Genomic DNA, 17,236 nt, shown 5'->3' with positions numbered 1-17,236 from the left:
GCCCGTCCGCAACCGTCAGGCCCGCGCGGTGAACACCCGCTGCTAATCTCGCCCCATGGCCTGCCGCATCACCGAACTGGTCCTCGATTGCGCCGATCCGGTCCGCATGGCGGAGTTCTGGTGCGAGGTACTCGGCTACGTCGAACTCGGCAAAGAGGGCGCCGACATCGAGATCGGCCCACCGGACACCGGATTCGGCGGCCCGCAACCCACCTTGGTCCTCAGCCTCAGCGAAGACCCGAAGCCCGGCAAACTGCCCCTGCACATCGACGTGAGCCCCACCGACCGCGATCAGGACGCGGAACTGGAACGGTTGCTCGCCGCGGGGGCGCGTAAGGCCGACATCGGCCAGACCGGCTCGGAATCGTGGCATGTGCTCGCCGACCCCGAAGGCAACGTGTTCTGTCTCCTTCGCCGTCGGGTCGACCCCTGAATTGGACGGTAACCGATGACAGACGAACGACTGTGGCAGCTCGACAAGACCGCGTTCGCTTCCACCGACGGCTCCGGCCAGGTCGTGTCAGGCCCGCTGTCCGAGCAGTTCGTCGAACTCACCCGCCTGCTGCTCACCGCCTCGACGCCGGCACAGGTCCTTCAACAGGTCATCGACGCCGCGTACCGGGTGGTCCCTGGCGCGGATCTGGTGTCGGTCACCCTCCGGGCACCGGACGGGACCTTCCACACGCCGGTCGCGACCGAGAAGGTGGCCGTGGAGCTCGACGCGGTGCAGTACCGCGCCGGAACGGGCCCCTGCGTCGACGCCGCCGCCAGCGAAAGCCCCGGCCACGTCCGTAGCGACGACCTGGCGCACGAGACGAGGTGGCCGGACTTCTCCCAGGCCGCCGTGCGGCACGGTTTCACCGCGATCCTGTCGACCGTGCTGCTGCCCGAGGCGACGCCTCCCCGGCTTCCCGGCGCGTTGAACATCTACAGCCGCCGCCCGGACGCCCTCGGCCCGGTCGCCCAGGACACCGCGCTGCTGCTCGCCACGCACGGTTCACTCGCGCTGGCAGGCACCAACGCCGTGAGCCGGGCGGATCTGGAGGCGCGCCATCTGCGGCGTGCCATCGAATCCCGCGACGTCATCGGCCAGGCCAAGGGGATACTGATGCACCGGCGCGGGCTGACCGCCGACGAGGCCTTCGACCTGCTGCGCCGCACCTCGCAGGAGCTCAACGTCAAACTCGCCGAGCTCGCGAGCACCCTCGCGGCCCGGCATACGGAACTCGACGGCCGCTGAAATCGCGAACGGGCCCGGCCGAAGGAACGGCCGGGCCCGTCGACGTTCCGACTCAGTCGAGGTCGAACCGGTCGAGTTCCATGACCTTGGTCCAAGCCGCGGCGAAGTCGGCGGCGAACTTCTCGCGGGCGCTCTGGCCCGCGTAGACCTCGGAGAGCGCGCGCAACTGCGAGTTGGAGCCGAAGACGAGGTCAACCGCGGTGGCGGTCCACTTCACCTCGTCCGAGGCGACGTCGCGGATCTCGTACACGTTCTCCTCGGACTCCGACACCTTCCACCGGGTCCCCGGCGAGAGCAGGTTGGTGAAGAAGTCGTTGGTGAGCACACCGGGCCGGTCGGTGAGGACACCGTGCCTGCGGCCACCGAAGTTGATCCCGAGCGAGCGCAGACCGCCGACGAGGACGGTCATCTCGGGCGCCGTCAGGTCCAGCATGTAGGCACGCTCGACGAGCAGGACCTCCGGCTGGAGCTTCTCACCGGAACGCAGGTAGTTGCGGAACCCGTCGGCACGCGGTTCGAGCAGCGCGAACGACTCGACGTCGGTGTCCTCCTGGGTGGCGTCGGTGCGGCCCGGGTGGAACGGCACGGTCACCTCGGTGCCCGCGTCGCGCGCCGCCTTCTCGACGGCGGCCGAACCCGCCAGCACGATCAGGTCGGCCAGCGAGATCTTCGCGCCGCCGGCCTCGTTGAACTCGCGCTGGATGCCCTCCAGGGTCTCCAGGACACTCGCGAGCTGCTCGGGCTCGTTGACCTCCCAGTCGCGCTGGGGCGCGAGACGGATCCGGGCACCGTTGGCGCCACCGCGCTTGTCGGTGGAGCGGAAGCTCGCCGCGGCCGCCCACGCGGTGGTGACCAGCTGGGCGACCGTGAGACCGGATTCGAGCACCTTCGCCTTGAGCGCGGCGATGTCGGCGTCACCCACGAGTTCGTGGTCGACCTCCGGCACCGGGTCCTGCCACAGCTGCGGTTCGGGGACCCACGGTCCCAGGAAACGGCTGACCGGGCCCATGTCGCGGTGCAGCAGCTTGTACCAGGCCTTGGCGAACGCCAGTGCGAACTCGTCCGGGTTCTCCAGGAAGCGGCGCGAGATCTTCTCGTACGTCGGGTCGACGCGCAGCGCCAAGTCCGTCGTGAGCATGGTCGGCTTGTGCTTCTTGGCCGGGTCGTGCGCGTCGGGGATGATCGCCTCGGCGTCCTTGGCGACGTACTGCTTGGCGCCACCGGGGCTCGTGGTGAGCTCCCACTCGTAGCCGAAGAGGATCTCGAAGAAGCGGTTGCTCCACTGCGTCGGCTTGTCGGTCCACGTCACCTCGAGACCACTGGTGATCGTGTCGGCGCCCTTGCCGCTGCCGTGGGTGCTCAGCCAGCCGAGGCCCTGCGCCTCGATCGGGGCGGCTTCGGGCTCCGGGCCGACGTGGTCGTCGGCGATGGCGGCGCCGTGGGTCTTGCCGAAGGTGTGGCCGCCCGCGATGAGCGCGACGGTCTCCTCGTCGTTCATCGCCATCCGGGCGAAGGTCTCCCGGATGAAGTGCGCGGCGGCCGCCGGGTCCGCGTTACCGCGGGGTCCCTCGGGGTTGACGTAGATGAGGCCCATCTCGGTGGCGCCGACGTCGGGCACCATCTCCGCGTCGCCGGCATAACGCTCGTCACCCAGCCAGGTGTCTTCCGGACCCCAGAAGATCTCCTCGGGCTCCCAGGTGTCCTCGCGGCCGAAACCGAAGCCGAACGTCTTGAAGCCCATCGACTCCAAGGCGACGTTGCCCGCGAGCACGAGCAGGTCGGCCCACGAGATCTGCTGGCCGTACTTCTCCTTGACCGGCCACAGCAGCCGTCGCGCCTTGTCGAGGTTGGCGTTGTCGGGCCAGCTGTTGAGCGGGGCGAACCGCTGAGCGCCGTCACCGGCCCCGCCACGGCCGTCGTGGATGCGATAGGTACCCGCGGCGTGCCAGCTCATCCGGATCATCAGGCCGCCGTAGTGGCCGAAGTCGGCGGGCCACCAGTCCTGCGAGGTGGTGAGCACCTCGGTGATGTCGCGTTTGAGGGCCTCGACGTCGAGCTTGGCGAACTCCTTGGCATAGCTGAAGTTCTCGCCGAGCGGGTTGGCCTTCGAGGAATGGACGTGCAGCACCGAGAGGTCGAGCTGGTTGGGCCACCAGTCCTTGTTGGTGCGCGGACGGCCGCCCGACTTCGGCGTCGGCGAGTCGATCGCCGGGTTCTCGCTCTCGCTTCCGTGCGCGGTCACGGAGTCGTGGGCCACCGGGCAGCCCTTGTCCGGGGTGTCGCTCATTTACTTCCTTCCGAGCAGGCGAATCATCGCTGGATGGGTTCGGCCGCGCAGCCGGGGCACAGGCCCCAGTAGACGACCTCCGCCTCGTCGACCACGAAACCGTGGCCGTCCGAGGCGGTCAGACAGGGGGCGTGGCCGACGGCGCAATCGACGTCCTCGATCGCGCCGCAGGAACGGCACACGACGTGGTGGTGGTTGTCCCCCACCCGGGTCTCATAGCGGGCGAGCGCGCCGGCCGGCTGGATACGCCGGACCAAGCCGGTCTCGGTGAGCGCTCGCAGGACGTCGTACACCGCCTGGTGCGAGACCGTGGGAAGTTCGGCCCGCACCAGTGCGATCACCGTTTCGGTGTCGACATGCGGATGATCACGCAGCGCGGCGAGCACGGCCAGCCTCGGCCGGGTCACGCGCAACGAGACGGCCCGCAGCTGTGCCTCGAAGTCCGACATCACCAAGGACGATAAGAGCTTGTCTGGAATCGGTCAAATCAGGGCGGGCGATTCACCCGTCACGGGCCGAGTTCCGCGAGCGCGTCCTCCGCCGAGCCGGGATGGTCGCCGATATCCCGCCACGGATCGTCCTTACGGGACAGTCGCCGACGGAGTTTCGCCGGGTCCCAGCCGTCCGGCGACGCCTTGCCGAGTTCTCGCCACTCGATCGGGGTGGCCACCGCCGCGCCCGGCCTCGCCCGGAGTGAATACGGCGCGACGAACGTCTGCGCGTAGCCGTTCCGGTTGGCGTCGAGGAAGATCCGTTCGCCTCTTTTGTCCTTGCGCTGGGCGGTGGTGAGTCGTTCGGGGTCGGCTTCGGCGACGCTGTCGGCGATCCGGCGCGACAGGGTCAGCACGGTGCCGGTGTCGGATCCGGCGTCGAGCGGCGCGACCACATGGAAGCCGCGGCCACCCGTGGTCTGGACGAACGCCGTCAGCCCCGACTCGATGAAACGGTCACGGATCCGGCGAGCGGTCTCGCGCAGGGCTGCCACCGGGGTGCCGTCCGGTGGGTCGAGGTCGAGGACGAGCCGGTCAGGCCGGCTGGGTTCGTCCACTGTGGACAGCCAGACATGGAACTCCACCGTGCCCTGGTCGACCAGGTACAGCAGCGTGTCGACATCCTCACAGAGCACGTATTCGTCGGTGCCACCGTCCTGGCGAGGTACGCTCGCGACGCGGATCCAGTCCGGGAAATGCTTGCCAGGGTGCTTCTGGAACCACCCTTCGCCGTCGATACCGTCCGGAAACCGGCGCAGGGTCAGCGGCCTGCCCCGCAGATGCGGGAGCATCACGTCGGCGACCGTTCGATAATGCCCGGCGACGTCCGCCTTGGTCAGCCCGTCGGCGGGATAGAACATCTTTTCCCCATGAGCGATCATGGCCCCTCCCGTACCACGTCGGCCGGTTTCTTGTCGGTGCGCAGGCCGAGGAACCGCGGATGCCGGAGGCGGCCGTCCCTCGTCCACTCGGAGAAGCCGATCTGCCCCACCAGTTCCGGGCGCACCCAATGCACTCCGCGCTCGCGAACCGGGTCCGCGAACGGCGGCTCCGCCGTCCCGAGTTCGCTGAGCCGCCCGTGCAGGAACGTCAGCAGGTCCTCGTCGAAACCCGTGCCGACCTTTCCGGCGTAGCGCAAGCCCACGTCGTCGTAGTAGCCCAGCAGCAGCGCGCCGAAGCGGTCACGGCGGCCTTGTGGATCGGTATAGCCGCCGATGACGAACTCCTGTCCGCGCGCGCACTTGAACTTGAGCCAGTCGGGTGTGCGACCGGATCGGTAAGGCGAGTCGGCGCGTTTCGCGATCAGCCCTTCCCAGCCCTCTCGGCAAGCCTGCGCGAAGAATTCCTCGCCGTCGCGGTTCCGGTGCGCCGAGAGCCGTAGCGGGTCCCGGAACTCGAACACCTTCCGCAACAACGACTTCCGCTCGCGCAGCGGCATCGCCGCCACGTCGGTCTCGTCGTGCTGGAGCAGGTCGAACAGGTAGTAATGAACCTTGACGCCGGTCGCGCGAGCACGCTCCGGGCTGGTGAGGTGGATACGGGGCTGAAGAGCCGCGAAACTGGTGGCGGCGCCATCGAAAGCGACGATCTCGCCGTCGGCGACGAACCGGGGCCCGCCCTGGTCCGCCAGCGCCTCCACGATCTCGGGGAAGGCCGCGTCCATCACCTTGTGGTTGCGTGAGTAAAGCGTCGGGGTGCCCCCGTTCCGGACGGCGATCGCCCGGACGCCGTCGAGCTTCCGTTCGAAGATCCAGCCGTCGTCGGAGAAGCGCCGGTCGGTGAGCGTGGCAAGGGTCGGCTCGCGCCAGGCAGGGCCGTTCGTTCGAGCCATCGTTCACCTCCGTCCCAGGGGTGTTCCCTGATCAGGACGGCGTAAACGTTCATGGTCCGCTGTGCGCCATGCCACGGTTCAGCGCCATGGCGGGCCACGCACGTTCAACACGGCCCAGACGACCTTCCCACCCCACCAGGACCGGCTGCAGCCCCAAACGCGTGCCGTTTCGGCGACCAGTCTCAGTCCCATCCCCCGCACGCCCGCGCTCCGCCGTTCCAGCAGCACGGCCTCGTGCGGGTCGTCGTCGGCGACGGAAACGGACAGCGACCCGCGGCGTAGCTCCAGCTTCAGTTTCGGCCGCGACGCGGTGTGCCGGATCGTGTTCTCCACGAGTTCGGTCGCGATGAGCGCCACGTCCTCGGCGTACTCGGCCAGCCGCCATTCCTCGCAGATCCGGTCGACGAAGCGCCGGGCGAGCGCGGAGGCGCCGTCCGCGGCGACGAGGTCCTGCACCGCCTGCCGCCGCGGCGGACGATCGCGTACCCGTTCGGCCGTCACGACATCGGTGTGCACGGCCACGATGGCGTCGACAGCCGTGGCCGCCAGCAGCCCTCGGTGCTCCGGCGAGGACGAGACGATCGCGAACGGGATCGCGGGCCAGTCGCGGATCCGGCGTGCGATCACCGCGAACACGGTCACCAGCGAACGGTCGCGGATGGTCAGCCCGTCGATGTCGGCGATCACGAGATCCGGGGACGCGGTGGCGACCTTCAACAGCCCGTCACGCAGAAGAGAGCAGTTGTCCCGGTCCAGCGTGCCGGTCACCGTGAGCACCGTCGACTCCGGGCGGCTCTCCGGTACCAGCCGCAGTCCACCATCGGCGGCACTCATCCGGCTTTACCCATACCCCGGGGTAGCCCACATCACGCCGTCCAAACGTGGACACCGCATACTCGCCCCGATTCCGGGTACTCGGCCGGCAGGGTCCGGAAACACGCGGCCCCACGACACTCCCAAGGAGGCGCAGATGACCGACCGAAGCGACGCGTCCGCCGAAGGCGTCAAGGGCGCCGTCGAGGACATCAAGGGCAAGGTCAAGGAGACCGCGGGCACCTTCACGGGGAACGACTCGCTGGAGCGCGAAGGCAAGGCACAACAGGCGAAGGCGTCCGCACAGGAAAAGGTCGCCGAAAAGGAGAATCAGGCCGATCGCGCGAGGACCGAGGCCGACCTGGCCGAGGCACGCGAGCGCAAGGAACAGTAGCGGCGCGGTCCGCACGCACAGCGGGGAGCCGCCGGACGGTCCGTCCGGCGGCTCCCCGCTGCCTCGATTTGCTCCAGTACGACCGATGCCCGACACGGACTCCCGTGCCGGGCATCTCCGCCGCGTCCGCTACTGGGACAACCGGCTCGCCAAAAGCTTCTTGCCCTGCTCGGCACCCTTACGGCTCTCCTCCTGCGCGCGGCGGAAGAATCCGGCCAGTTCCTCATCCCCGTCGCGGTCGGCGTCCTTCGCGTAGGCCTCCATGCGCAGCGCGTTGGACAGGCAGGCCTCGGTGAACCAAATGAGGTTGTGGTGCTTGTCCGGCGACGGAGTTTCGATCCTGAACTCATTCAGCCCAGTCGATCGATAGTGCCACTACGAATTCCGCACCGGCGAATAGTGGCTCGGTATCTATTTCCGCCCGACAGGAGTAGGGTCGGAATCGGTCGTTTCATCGACCACCGATGACCGCTTTCCAGCGGGACGTTCGAGCTTCTTGCTCCTCCACCATCGGTCTCGGATCCAGGAAAGTCGAAATGCGACACAATCGCACTGTTTCCACCCTTGCCGTCACCATGGTCCTCGCGGCCGGATCGGCCGTTCTCCTGCCTCTTCCGGCGCAGGCCCGTGCCGAATCCGTCGCCTGCACCGAAGCGGCGTTGATCACCGCGCTCGACGCGGCCAACGCGGCAGGCGGTGGCACCGTCACCTTGACCCCGGGCTGCACCTACACCCTCACCGCCGCCCATGGCGACGACGGCGTGCACGGCCCGGCCGGACTTCCGATCATCACCACGCCCATCACCCTCGACGGCAACGCCAACACCATCACCCGCGCCTCGTCCGCGGCCGCGTTCCGCATCGGCCAGGTGGCGTCCACCGGCGGAATCACGCTCAAGGCGGTCACCTTCGGCAACGGCCACGCGGCCACCGCCGGCAGCGACGACGGCGGCGGCATTCTCAGCTTCGGCGCGGTGACCCTCACCGGAAGCGCGTTGTCCGGCAACACCGCCGACGGCCGAGGCGGAGCCTTGTCCAGCACCGGAACCTCGTCGGCGGCGACCTTCACCAGCAGCACGGTCGACGGCAACACCGCCGGTCAGGGTGGCGGTATCGCGAGTGTGAACGGGACGCTCACCCTCACCAGCAGCGTGGTCACCTCCAACGCGGCGACGGTGAATCCCGGCGGGATCTATTACGCGGCGGGTTCGGCGAGCTTGAACACCTCCACGGTGACAGCCAACACCGCGACCAACTGCACCGGCAGTCCCTCGCCGGTCCCCGGCTGCATCGGATGACTTTCCGTTCTTTCGCGATAACGATTTCCGCTATTTCTCCAGGAAAGAAGAAATGATGCGAAGAAGCCGTAGCCTTCTGCGGACCGTCACCGGCGCCGCCATCCTGACCGGCGGAATGATCGCGTTGGCGCCGATGGCCCAGGCGACCACCATTCCGGTGGCCTGCTCGGAAAACGCCCTCGTCGACGCCATCAACCTCGCCAATTCCACCGTCGACAAAGACACCCTGACGCTGGCCGGCGGCTGCACCTACGCACTGACGTCCGCGCACGGCGGACCCGACAACGGCCTGCCGGTCATCACCACGCCGATCGAACTGCTCGGCCCGGCGACCGTCACGCGGAGCGCGGTACTCCCCTTCCGGATCGCCGAAGTCGGCGCGGCAGGCAACCTCACCCTCACCACCTCGGTCACCTTCGCCAACGGCAACGTGGTCGGCGCCGGAGGCGGCATCCTCAACCGTGGCGCCGTGACGCTCACCAGCAGCAGCCTGAGCGGCAACTACGCCACTCTCGCGGGCGGTGGCCTCGCCAACGTCGACACCCCGTCCGGCACCCCGCCCGCCGCGTCGTTCACCAGAAGTGACGTCCTCGGAAACACCGCGCTGCTCCAGGGCGGCGGCATCTACAACGGTCTGCGCGGCACCTTGACCACCACGGGTGTCACCGGCAGCCCGATGCTCATCAGCGGTAACACCGGCGCGCAAGGCGGCGGGATCGCCGCGGTCGACTCGACGGCCACGACCATCACCCAGACCGCCGTGACCGTGAACCACGCGCTCATGACCGCGGGCGGGGTCTTCCGGAGCAACGGGACCATGACCACGAACAACGCGCCGATCACCGCCAACACTCCCGGCAACTGCGTCGGCAGCGCCCCGGCGGTACCCGGCTGCACCGGCTGACCCGGCCGCACCACCGAACAAGGCGAGGGGCCGTCAGAAAGCGCCGATCATCGTGATCGGCGCTTTCGCGTTGCCACAATGACCATCACCGTCAAAAGCAGCCGTTTCGTATCCGAGGCAGCGTAACGGTTTCTGGTCGTGCCACGACCTGTTCACGAGATCTCCCACGAAAGGGAGCAGTGATGCGGAAACGACTCTCGCGGACGACCGGTGTTCTGACCGCGCTGGCACTCGCCTTCTCCACGATCGGTTGCGATGACGGGGCGACGCCTCCACAGGCGGATCCCGCCTGTCCGGACGCCACGACCGGGAAACGCGTTCCGCTGTCGATGACCGGCGGCCCCGCGCGTGACCTGTCCCTGCTCGTCCTGTGCACGAACGGTCCCGGGACCTCCGTCTCCATCAGCAATGGCACCAAGGACGTCTGGCTGCTCCAGGCACAGCGAAACGTCGAGGTCCAGCCCTACGGCGACGTCCCGGCCGCCGTGCAGGTCTTCCGCGCGACGAGGACGTACCGGCCCCTGAACGGCGCCCCTCTGGAGCCGGGCACAGCCGTCACCGCCGCCTTGTCGCCCACCGAGGTCGTCTTGCGGATCGACGCCGTCCTGCAACATCAATGGTCGACCTTCGACATGTTCGGCAAGACGGTCGCCGCCGCGGGCGAATACCTGCCGAAGCTGATCGAAAACCCGAAATACAAGAACGCGGTGACGAGCTGTCTCGAAGCCAGCACACGAATCGTCGACCACGTTGCCGCGGCCCGCTACGACACCGCGACCTGGATCAGCTCGCTCGGATTGCTCAACGGCAACGCGAAATGCGCCATCGACCTCAAGCTCGCCGAGGAGGAACGGCAATTCAAGGCCTGGCAACAAGGGCGCCGGGCCGTGCCGGAGCTGAAGCCGTCAGCCTTCGCGCAGAAGGCGCGCACGCTTTCGTCCGAACTGGACGACGCCCTCAAGGCCGCCGGACGGCTTCTCCCCAAGATCTGACGCGGGACCCGGCGCGTCCATGGCTCAGAGATGGCCGGCTCGCCGCAGCCACGTGAAGGCGAACCAGCCGACCGGGACCCGGGACCAGAACGTGACCACGCGGTGGAGCACGGCCGTCGCGAGGGCCACCGGGGGCTGGAGACCCACCGCGGTCAGCTGGGTCGCCAGTATCATCTCGGCCCCGCCCGCCCCGCCGGGCAGGGGCACGATGCCGGCGAGTGCGCTGCCCGCCACGACCAGGAGGAGATCACCGAACGACACCGTGGCACCGAACGCCTGGACGGCCGCGGCCAGTGCCGCGGTGGACCCCAAGGTCACCATCAGGTTCCCGGCGACGGCGAGCCCCGCCCGGCCCGGTGCGGCCAGTGCGAGCCGGAACGCCACGAGCGTGGCGGCGGCGACCGAACGCGTCCGGCTCGCCCACCGGCGGCCGGCCGCCGTGCTCCAGAGCGTCGCCGCGGCCGCGAGCAGCACGAGCGAGACGATCGGCAGCACCGGACCGGAAATCGCCGACGCCGCGGCCTCGAGCCGTCCCGAGGAGATCAGTTCCGGCAGCGCCAGCGCCACCGTCACGACCACCGCGGCGGCCTGTGCGGCCCCGACCGCGCCCGCCGCCCCCGTCGTCGTCACCCCGCGCCGGTGCAGGAACCGGACGTTGGTCGCCATCCCGCCGAGATTCCCCGGCGCGACGAGGTTGCCGAACGCGCCCGCCAGCTGCGCCACCGTCGTCAGCCCCCACGGCAGGCGCACCGGCGCGACGGCCCGCAAGGCCAGCACGCTGCCCAGCAAGGGAACGAGGAAGACCGCCACCGCGGCGAACACCCAGACCGGCTCGGCGTCCCCGAGGACCGCGCCGAGATCGGCGGTGCCGGCGGTGCGGACGAAAACCACCACCGCCGCCACGACCACCACCGCCGCCGCCCAGCGGATCAGCGTGTTCGCCGCGGACCGGCGCTTCGTGGACGGGTGCGCGTCGTTTCGGCTGTCGATCACAGGTCCATGCTGGTCGGCTCCGGCCAGGAAAACGTCGCCACCGAGCGGTATCCGGGCCGTACCGCGTTCGCGGTACCCGGGCCGTGTCCTAGGCGCGCAGCGGCAGCTCGGCTCGTACCTCGTACTGTCCGTCGGCGCGCAGCTCCGCCGTGCACGAGCCACCGGCGCTGACGGCGCGTTCGCGCATGCCGATGAGCCCGTGCCCGGTGCCGGATCCGCGGTGGCCCGGCGACGCGGAGTTGGTCACCGTCAGCCGGAGAGCGTCGCCGATGTAGGTGAGGTCCACGTGCGCGCGCCGCTCGGTGCCGTGCTTGCCCGCGTTCGTCAGCGCTTCCTGCGTGATCCGGTACGCCGCGAGGTCGGCGGCACCGGCGAGGGGCCGGGCGGTCCCGTGAGAGGTCAGGCGGACGTCGAACCCGGCGGAGCGGAAGGACTCCACCAACGCCTCCACGTCGGCGAATCCCGGTGTGGGCCGGAGGGATTCGGGTGGGTCGTCGTCCTGGCGCAGCAGGCCGACCGTGGCGCGCAGCTCGTCGAGTGCCGCGCGGCTGGCGTCCTTGATGCCGGCCAATGCCTGCCGGGCCTTGTCCGGCCGCCGGTCCAGCAGGTGGTGGGCGACCCCGGCCTGGGCGTTGACCAGGGTGATGTGGTGCGCGACGACGTCGTGCAGATCACGGGCGATGCGGACCCGCTCGTCGCGCACCCGGCGGCGGGCTTCCTCCTCCCGGCTTCGTTCCGCTTCGCGGACCCGCTCCTCGGCCTGGCGCAGGAGCGCGCGGTTGGCGCGCACCGAGTCGCCGACGGCCACGGCGATCGCGATGTAGTTGGCGGGCAGCACCGCGCGGATGTTGCCGAGATGATCCGGCAGCCAGGCCACGGAGCTGACGGTGAGCAGCACCGTCGCGACCACGGCCATGGTCCACGCCGTCCGGCGGTCGGTCCGCCTGGCCACCGTGTAGAACGCGACGATGCACGCCGTGTCGACCGCGACGGTGTGCGGCGGAATCACCGGCAGCACGCCACCGAGCACCGCGGTCACCCACGCGACCGGCACCGGGTACCGGTGGCGCCAGAGGAGGGCGGCGCTCGCCGTGGCGATGACCGCGATCTGCCAGCCGTGCGGGGTTACCCAGGCCGCGCTGTCCCGGTCGGCCAGCTGGAACACCCCGACCAGCAGCACGATCACGGCGGGCAGCACGACGAACAGCCGTCGCGGCGACACGTCCTCCGTTCCCGCGCCGAAGAAGGTCACCGCGACGCCCGCGGGGCGACAAGCCCGGTCTCGTAGGCGAACACGACCAGCTGGGCGCGGTCCCGGGCACCGGTCTTCATCATCGCGCGGTTGACATGTGTCTTCGCCGTCGCGGCGCTGATGAACAGCCTGGCTGCGATCTCCACATTGGACAATCCGGCCCCGACCAGCGCGGTGATCTCCCGTTCGCGCGCGGTCAGCTCACCCAGCTCCGTCCGCGCTTCGACCGACCGCGCTTCGGGCTGGGCAAGGAACCGGCCGATCAGCGCGGTCGTGGCGGACGGCGACAGCAGCGACTCCCCCGCCGCCACCGTGCGGATCGCCTGGAGCAGTACCTCCGGCTCGACGCCCTTGCCGAGGAAGCCGCTGGCCCCGGCCCGCAGCGCGGCCACCACGAACTCGTCGGTCTCGAACGTGGTGAGGACCAGGATCTTCACCCCGGCGAGGTCCTCGTCCGCGGTGATCCGCCGGGTGGCCTCGATACCGTCCACCCCGGGCATGCGGATGTCCATCACGACGACGTCGGCCCGCGCTTCGCGCGCCTTCGTCACCGCGTCCTGCCCGTCGGCGGCCTCCGCGACCACCTCCATGTCCTCGGTGGCATCGACGAGGAGGCGGAAAGTCGCCCTGAGCAGGGCCTGATCGTCGGCGAGCAGGACGCGGATCGTCATCCGGCCATCATCTCGTGCGGGTCCCGAACCTGCTCGGGGCGTTCGACCGACAACCGCGGCGTGATCCGCTCCGCCCACCGCGGGTACGACCAGTTCGCCCGGCCGAGCAGCGTCATCACGGCGGGGATCAGCGTCAGCCGCACCACGAACGCGTCGACCAGGACCGCGATCGCCAGCCCGATGCCGATCATCGCCACGATCCGCTCCCCGCTGAACCCGAACGACGCGAACACGCACAACATGATCGTCGCCGCGACCGAGATCACCTTGCCCGTTTCGGCCACCCCCGCCCGGACCGTCCGCCTGCTGTCGCCGGTGTGAGTCCACTCCTCGTGCATGCGGCTGACCAGGAACACCTGGTAGTCCATCGACAACCCGAACATCACGCCGACCACCAGCACCGGCACCAGGTACATCACCGGCGCCCCGGAGCCGACCCCCAGCAGCGCCAGTCCCCAGCCGTGCTGGAAGATCGCGGTGACCGCGCCGAGCCCGACCGCGATCGTGGCGATGTTGCTCAGCGCGCCGACCAGTGGCACCAGGACACTGCGGAACGCCACGGCCAGCAGCAGGAAGCCGAGCAGGGCGATGAGGCCGAGGTAGAGCGGCAGCTTGCTCATCAGCGCGTCGGCGACGTCGATACTGCTCGCGGTCTGGCCACCCACGTAGACCTTCAGCCCGGTGCCCGCCTCCGCGACCGGGATGACGTCCTCGCGCAAGGTCGTGACGAGGTCCGCGGTCGCCTCCGCCTGGGCGGTCGTCGTCGGGATCACGGTCGCCGAGGCGACGGATCCACGGCCTGGGGCGTCGGCCACGTGCGCGACACCGGGCAGCGAGTCCAGCCGGTGCACCAGGGTGGCGAACGCCTGGGCCGATGCGACGTCGGGCGTGTTCGCGACCAGCAGCAGGGAGGCGTCGAAGCCGTCACCGAAAGCGCCGGCCATCAAGTCGTGGTAGGCGCGGGTGGGCGTGCCCGCCGGGTCGCTGCTCGCGTCCGCGTTGCCCACCCGCATGCCCAGCACGGGCGAGGCCAGCAGGACCGTCACGACGAGAGCGGCCCCACCGGCGGCCACCGGGAAGCGCTGCACCAGGTCCGCCCAGCGGCCCGCCGTCGTGACCTTGCGGTCTTCCCGCGAAAGCAGCGGGAACCGGCCACCGGCGATGGCGGCGCGGTCCTTCCGGGACAGCACCCGGTAACCCAGCAAGCCCAGCAAGGCGGGCAGGAGGGTGAGGGCGGCCGCGACCGTGAACAGGACCGTGACCGCGGCGGCCTGCGCCATCCCGGTGAGCAGGCCGAGTCCGACCACGAACATGCCGAGCAGCGCGATCATCACCGTCACCCCGGCGAACACCACCGCCCGTCCGGACGTGTCCGCGGCCTGCGCCAGCGCGTCCGGCACGCTCGCCCCGGCTCGCAGCGCCTTGCGGTGCCGGTTCACGATGAACAGCGCGTAGTCGATGCCCACGCCGAGACCGATGAGCGCGCCCATGGTGAGGCTGGTCGCCGCCAGGTCGACCACGTGGGAGGCCAGCATCACGACCAGCAGCGACGCCCCCACGCCGACCAAACCGGTGACGATCGGCAGGACCGCCGCCCACAGTGACCGGAACAACAGCAGAAGCAGAACCAGGGCGGCGAGGATGCCGATGGCCTCGGTGCCGTTCGACCCGCCGGGCTTCTCGGTGAACGCCTGCCCGCCGACCTCGACGGCGAGCCCTGGCGCCCGCAGCCGTTCGGCGGCCTGCACGACGGGTTCGGTGGCGGCACCCTTGTCGAGGACGACACTCGCGTACGCGGTGCCGGCGCCCGGGTTGAGCTGGGCCGCGCCCGCCGCGGTGTACGGGCTGACGACCTGCCTCACCCCGGGCATCGCCGAGATGTCGCCGAGCACCGCGGTGACCCGCTCACGCGCGGGGCCGGACCCGACGTCGCCGGCGTGCCACACGATCGTGCCGCGCACGACGTTCGCCGATGCTTGCCCGCCGGCTTCACCGAGCAGGTGGTACGCGGTGGCCGACTCGCTGTCCGGCAGGTCCGCGGAGTCGGTGAACGCCGTACCGGCGCCGAACACCAGCAAGGCCAGTACGACGAGGCCGCCCACCCAGCCGGCGAGGACGACACCCCGCCTCCGGAAGCACCAACGTGCGAGAGAACTCACGGTGAAAAGCCTTTCGGGAAGGAGGACGGTCGTCGACCAGCCTCCCCGTCCGGACCCTCCGCGGCGTCAGCCTCCGGCGGTCATCGGCGTACCGCACCCGCGGTACGCCGATATTCCTCTTACGTCGCAACGATTTCCGTCACCTGACCACAGTGGACGAGAGTGCGATCACCTCGGACCGCCGGTCGAGCCAGGCGCGGGAAGGGTCGGCGACGCGAGGATTTCCGCCGAAACGCAGACTTGTCGCGACAGGGCTGTCACTCGGCGTGTCGCCAGGTGAACCAACGGCCCGCCCCTGGCTCCGCACCGCCCGCCTGTGGGCCCGGCCCGACGGACCGGAGGTCTGTCAGGGAGACTAGGGGCCAGTGCCCGCCCTCTCGACCTGGAGCCTTTTATGCCGCAAGGGACCGTCCGCTGGTTCGACGCCGAACGGGGTTTCGGCTTCCTCGCGCCCGAGGACGGCTCGCCGGACGTGTTCGTGCACGCCTCCGAGATCGTCGGGGACGGCGGCGCGAGAGTGCTCCGCGAGGGTCAGGCCGTCGTGTTCGAGGTCGGCGAGAACGACCGCGGGCCCCAGGCGCTGCGCGTTCGTGTCACCGCCGATGCGGCCACCAGCAGCGCCGTGGGCCTGCTCGGCACCGTCAACTGGTACGAGCCGGGCAAGGGGTACGGCTTCGCGTCGCCGGACGGCGGCGGCGCCGACATCTTCGTGCACAGCTCCGCCATCGTGACCGGCGGCGTGGTCACCGAGGGGCAGCGGGTGGCCTTCCTGGTCGTCGAAGGCGAGCGCGGCCCGCAGGCCGAGCACGTGATCCCGCTGGGAGCAGGGGCCGGCTCGCCCGCTGCGGCCGGTATCGCGGACGGTGCCGACGGCACGGTGGCCTGGTACGACGAGGACAAGGGCTTCGGCTTCATCAACCCCGACTCCGGCGCCGGGGACGTCTTCGTTCACGCCCGGGCCCTGGCCGAGGGGCTGACGTGGCTCGCGGAGGGCGACCGCGTCGCCTACGAGGTGGCCAGTGGCGACAAGGGCCCGCAGGCCCGCGACGTGCACCTGGTCCGGGGCGCCGAGCCCCAGACGGCGCCGCAGCGGTCGGCACCTGCCGCGGCCGCGGGGCCGGTGGCGAGGGACGTGCCCGTACGAGGCGGCGAGGGCGTCGTCGCGCGCTACGACGACGACCGCGGCTTCGGCTTCATCACCCCGGACGCAGGCGGCGACGATCTCTTCGCCCACGCGTCCGTGATCATGGGGTCGGAGCCGCTGCAGAAGGGTGACCGGGTCCGGTACACGGTGCGTCAGAGCGACCGGGGCCCGCAGGCCGACCGCATCGAACGCCTCTGAAGAGGCGGCCCCACCGGCTGTAACACGCTCACGGGGGCTGGGCGTGACAGGAAATGACGCGAAGCACACGGAACCAGCGCTGATCGCTGTAGTAGTGGTCGTCATCCGCTTCCGCCAGTCTTTTGCACTTGTCGTCGTTGTCGTACCAGGCGCTCGGCGAACCGGAATCCCCACGCCCTCGGGCTCCAACGAAACGTCACAGCGACTGACCTAGCGGACTTCTCGCGCGGCCTGGCACACGGGCGGCATTCCAGGACCGCGCCATGGGGCGTCCGTTCGTGGTGTCGGGCCGTCCGCTGCCGTCCGGAGCGGCTCGTCCTGACACCACCCTCACCGGCGTCTATGGGTCTTCGCGTCCGGATTCGACCGGAGAACCCCGATTTGGGCGCGCTGACCGGCAACCTGGTTCGTCGACAGGGACACCGACGACAGGAGCACTCATGACCGGCAGCAAAGACCGCAAACCTCGTAGCCTTGTCCACGCCGTTATCGGCGGGATCGTCTCGGGAGTGGTGCGGACCGCGCTGGGATGGGTCCGGGATTTGATCCTGGACCTCTTCAACGCCTAA

General features: G+C 69.9%; 18 protein-coding genes. 8 read left to right on the top strand and 10 right to left on the bottom strand.

The features are described 5' to 3' along the window. Nucleotides 1-55 precede the first annotated feature (55 nt). Entirely contained in the window at nucleotides 56-433 is a 378-nt protein-coding gene (locus tag ACZ5ZX_RS09055) for a VOC family protein (protein ID WP_465501447.1), read from the top strand. Nucleotides 434-448: 15 nt separating this feature from the next. Then, the gene (locus ACZ5ZX_RS09050) at nucleotides 449-1,240 is read left to right on the top strand and encodes an ANTAR domain-containing protein (RefSeq protein ID WP_465501446.1); all 792 of its coding nucleotides are present in this window, start codon (nucleotides 449-451) and stop codon (nucleotides 1,238-1,240) included. Between the two features lie 52 nt (nucleotides 1,241-1,292). Here ACZ5ZX_RS09050 and katG read toward each other — a convergent pair whose 3' ends face one another. The 5 genes from katG to ACZ5ZX_RS09025 form a co-directional block, all read right to left on the bottom strand. Continuing rightward, the gene (gene katG / locus ACZ5ZX_RS09045) at nucleotides 1,293-3,527 is read right to left on the bottom strand and encodes a catalase/peroxidase HPI (protein WP_465501445.1); all 2,235 of its coding nucleotides are present in this window, start codon (nucleotides 3,525-3,527) and stop codon (nucleotides 1,293-1,295) included. 23 nt (nucleotides 3,528-3,550) lie between these two features. Continuing rightward, entirely contained in the window at nucleotides 3,551-3,976 is a 426-nt protein-coding gene (locus ACZ5ZX_RS09040; protein ID WP_465461097.1) for a Fur family transcriptional regulator, read from the bottom strand. Nucleotides 3,977-4,035: 59 nt separating this feature from the next. After that, on the bottom strand, nucleotides 4,036-4,899 hold the full coding sequence (gene ligD, locus ACZ5ZX_RS09035; RefSeq protein ID WP_465501444.1) for a non-homologous end-joining DNA ligase: 864 nt from the start codon (nucleotides 4,897-4,899) through the stop codon (nucleotides 4,036-4,038). Continuing rightward, nucleotides 4,896-5,849: a non-homologous end-joining DNA ligase gene (gene ligD / locus ACZ5ZX_RS09030; RefSeq protein WP_465501443.1), complete on the bottom strand. Its 954-nt coding sequence runs from the start codon at nucleotides 5,847-5,849 to the stop codon at nucleotides 4,896-4,898. The genes ligD (ACZ5ZX_RS09035) and ligD (ACZ5ZX_RS09030) overlap by 4 nt, the downstream gene beginning before the upstream one ends. Before the next feature lie 78 nt (nucleotides 5,850-5,927). After that, nucleotides 5,928-6,683: an ATP-binding protein gene (locus ACZ5ZX_RS09025; RefSeq protein ID WP_465501442.1), complete on the bottom strand. Its 756-nt coding sequence runs from the start codon at nucleotides 6,681-6,683 to the stop codon at nucleotides 5,928-5,930. A gap of 136 nt (nucleotides 6,684-6,819) precedes the next feature. Here ACZ5ZX_RS09025 and mbp1 point away from each other — a divergent pair, with 136 nt between their 5' ends. Beyond that, on the top strand, nucleotides 6,820-7,056 hold the full coding sequence (gene mbp1 / locus ACZ5ZX_RS09020; protein WP_465501441.1) for a microaggregate-binding protein 1: 237 nt from the start codon (nucleotides 6,820-6,822) through the stop codon (nucleotides 7,054-7,056). A gap of 129 nt (nucleotides 7,057-7,185) precedes the next feature. On the opposite strand, the gene ACZ5ZX_RS09015 is transcribed toward mbp1, so the two are convergent. Next, complete coding sequence (locus ACZ5ZX_RS09015; protein WP_465501440.1) at nucleotides 7,186-7,320, bottom strand: hypothetical protein; 135 nt, start codon at nucleotides 7,318-7,320, stop codon at nucleotides 7,186-7,188. Between the two features lie 272 nt (nucleotides 7,321-7,592). On the opposite strand from ACZ5ZX_RS09015, the gene ACZ5ZX_RS09010 reads away from it, so the two are divergent. The 3 genes from ACZ5ZX_RS09010 to ACZ5ZX_RS09000 all read left to right on the top strand — a co-directional run bounded on the left by ACZ5ZX_RS09010 (nucleotide 7,593) and on the right by ACZ5ZX_RS09000 (nucleotide 10,250). Next, the gene (locus ACZ5ZX_RS09010; protein WP_465501439.1) at nucleotides 7,593-8,354 is read left to right on the top strand and encodes a hypothetical protein; all 762 of its coding nucleotides are present in this window, start codon (nucleotides 7,593-7,595) and stop codon (nucleotides 8,352-8,354) included. Nucleotides 8,355-8,409: 55 nt separating this feature from the next. Continuing rightward, nucleotides 8,410-9,258 (top strand): hypothetical protein, encoded by an 849-nt coding sequence (locus tag ACZ5ZX_RS09005; protein ID WP_465501438.1) that lies wholly within the window; start codon nucleotides 8,410-8,412, stop codon nucleotides 9,256-9,258. 182 nt (nucleotides 9,259-9,440) lie between these two features. Continuing rightward, a complete protein-coding gene (locus ACZ5ZX_RS09000; RefSeq protein WP_465501437.1) occupies nucleotides 9,441-10,250 on the top strand; it encodes a hypothetical protein in 810 nt (269 codons plus the stop codon). A gap of 24 nt (nucleotides 10,251-10,274) precedes the next feature. On the opposite strand, the gene ACZ5ZX_RS08995 is transcribed toward ACZ5ZX_RS09000, so the two are convergent. The 4 genes from ACZ5ZX_RS08995 to ACZ5ZX_RS08980 all read right to left on the bottom strand — a co-directional run bounded on the left by ACZ5ZX_RS08995 (nucleotide 10,275) and on the right by ACZ5ZX_RS08980 (nucleotide 15,325). Further along, complete coding sequence (locus ACZ5ZX_RS08995; RefSeq protein WP_465501436.1) at nucleotides 10,275-11,243, bottom strand: lysylphosphatidylglycerol synthase transmembrane domain-containing protein; 969 nt, start codon at nucleotides 11,241-11,243, stop codon at nucleotides 10,275-10,277. An 88-nt stretch (nucleotides 11,244-11,331) separates the two neighbouring features. After that, the gene (locus ACZ5ZX_RS08990; RefSeq protein WP_465501435.1) at nucleotides 11,332-12,495 is read right to left on the bottom strand and encodes a sensor histidine kinase; all 1,164 of its coding nucleotides are present in this window, start codon (nucleotides 12,493-12,495) and stop codon (nucleotides 11,332-11,334) included. Next, a complete protein-coding gene (locus ACZ5ZX_RS08985; RefSeq protein WP_465501434.1) occupies nucleotides 12,492-13,166 on the bottom strand; it encodes a response regulator in 675 nt (224 codons plus the stop codon). Before ACZ5ZX_RS08985 ends, ACZ5ZX_RS08990 begins: the two co-directional genes overlap by 4 nt. Further along, nucleotides 13,163-15,325, bottom strand: coding sequence for an MMPL family transporter (locus ACZ5ZX_RS08980; protein WP_465501433.1), 2,163 nt, complete (start codon nucleotides 15,323-15,325; stop codon nucleotides 13,163-13,165). The genes ACZ5ZX_RS08985 and ACZ5ZX_RS08980 overlap by 4 nt, the downstream gene beginning before the upstream one ends. A gap of 394 nt (nucleotides 15,326-15,719) precedes the next feature. On the opposite strand from ACZ5ZX_RS08980, the gene ACZ5ZX_RS08975 reads away from it, so the two are divergent. Together ACZ5ZX_RS08975 and ACZ5ZX_RS08970 are read left to right on the top strand one after the other, a co-directional pair. After that, nucleotides 15,720-16,667, top strand: a complete 948-nt coding sequence (locus tag ACZ5ZX_RS08975; RefSeq protein WP_465501432.1) for a cold-shock protein — start codon at nucleotides 15,720-15,722, stop codon at nucleotides 16,665-16,667. A gap of 440 nt (nucleotides 16,668-17,107) precedes the next feature. Beyond that, complete coding sequence (locus tag ACZ5ZX_RS08970) at nucleotides 17,108-17,236, top strand: hypothetical protein (protein ID WP_465501431.1); 129 nt, start codon at nucleotides 17,108-17,110, stop codon at nucleotides 17,234-17,236.

Source organism: Amycolatopsis sp. NPDC033938 (genome assembly GCF_055575975.1).
Note: the sequence above shows the minus strand (reverse complement) of the source record. Positions and strands in the feature narration are given on the sequence as shown.

What these genes read in the sequence shown, in the direction of transcription:
- ACZ5ZX_RS09055 (WP_465501447.1), top strand. Translation starts at nt 56, where the DNA reads ATGGCCTGCCGCATCACCGAACTGGTCCTCGATTGCGCCGATCCGGTC.
- ACZ5ZX_RS09050 (WP_465501446.1), top strand. Translation starts at nt 449, where the DNA reads ATGACAGACGAACGACTGTGGCAGCTCGACAAGACCGCGTTCGCTTCC.
- katG (WP_465501445.1), bottom strand. Translation starts at nt 3,527, where the DNA reads ATGAGCGACACCCCGGACAAGGGCTGCCCGGTGGCCCACGACTCCGTG.
- ACZ5ZX_RS09040 (WP_465461097.1), bottom strand. Translation starts at nt 3,976, where the DNA reads ATGTCGGACTTCGAGGCACAGCTGCGGGCCGTCTCGTTGCGCGTGACC.
- ligD (WP_465501444.1), bottom strand. Translation starts at nt 4,899, where the DNA reads ATGATCGCTCATGGGGAAAAGATGTTCTATCCCGCCGACGGGCTGACC.
- ligD (WP_465501443.1), bottom strand. Translation starts at nt 5,849, where the DNA reads ATGGCTCGAACGAACGGCCCTGCCTGGCGCGAGCCGACCCTTGCCACG.
- ACZ5ZX_RS09025 (WP_465501442.1), bottom strand. Translation starts at nt 6,683, where the DNA reads ATGAGTGCCGCCGATGGTGGACTGCGGCTGGTACCGGAGAGCCGCCCG.
- mbp1 (WP_465501441.1), top strand. Translation starts at nt 6,820, where the DNA reads ATGACCGACCGAAGCGACGCGTCCGCCGAAGGCGTCAAGGGCGCCGTC.
- ACZ5ZX_RS09015 (WP_465501440.1), bottom strand. Translation starts at nt 7,320, where the DNA reads ATGGAGGCCTACGCGAAGGACGCCGACCGCGACGGGGATGAGGAACTG.
- ACZ5ZX_RS09010 (WP_465501439.1), top strand. Translation starts at nt 7,593, where the DNA reads ATGCGACACAATCGCACTGTTTCCACCCTTGCCGTCACCATGGTCCTC.
- ACZ5ZX_RS09005 (WP_465501438.1), top strand. Translation starts at nt 8,410, where the DNA reads ATGCGAAGAAGCCGTAGCCTTCTGCGGACCGTCACCGGCGCCGCCATC.
- ACZ5ZX_RS09000 (WP_465501437.1), top strand. Translation starts at nt 9,441, where the DNA reads ATGCGGAAACGACTCTCGCGGACGACCGGTGTTCTGACCGCGCTGGCA.
- ACZ5ZX_RS08985 (WP_465501434.1), bottom strand. Translation starts at nt 13,166, where the DNA reads ATGACGATCCGCGTCCTGCTCGCCGACGATCAGGCCCTGCTCAGGGCG.
- ACZ5ZX_RS08975 (WP_465501432.1), top strand. Translation starts at nt 15,720, where the DNA reads ATGCCGCAAGGGACCGTCCGCTGGTTCGACGCCGAACGGGGTTTCGGC.
- ACZ5ZX_RS08970 (WP_465501431.1), top strand. Translation starts at nt 17,108, where the DNA reads ATGACCGGCAGCAAAGACCGCAAACCTCGTAGCCTTGTCCACGCCGTT.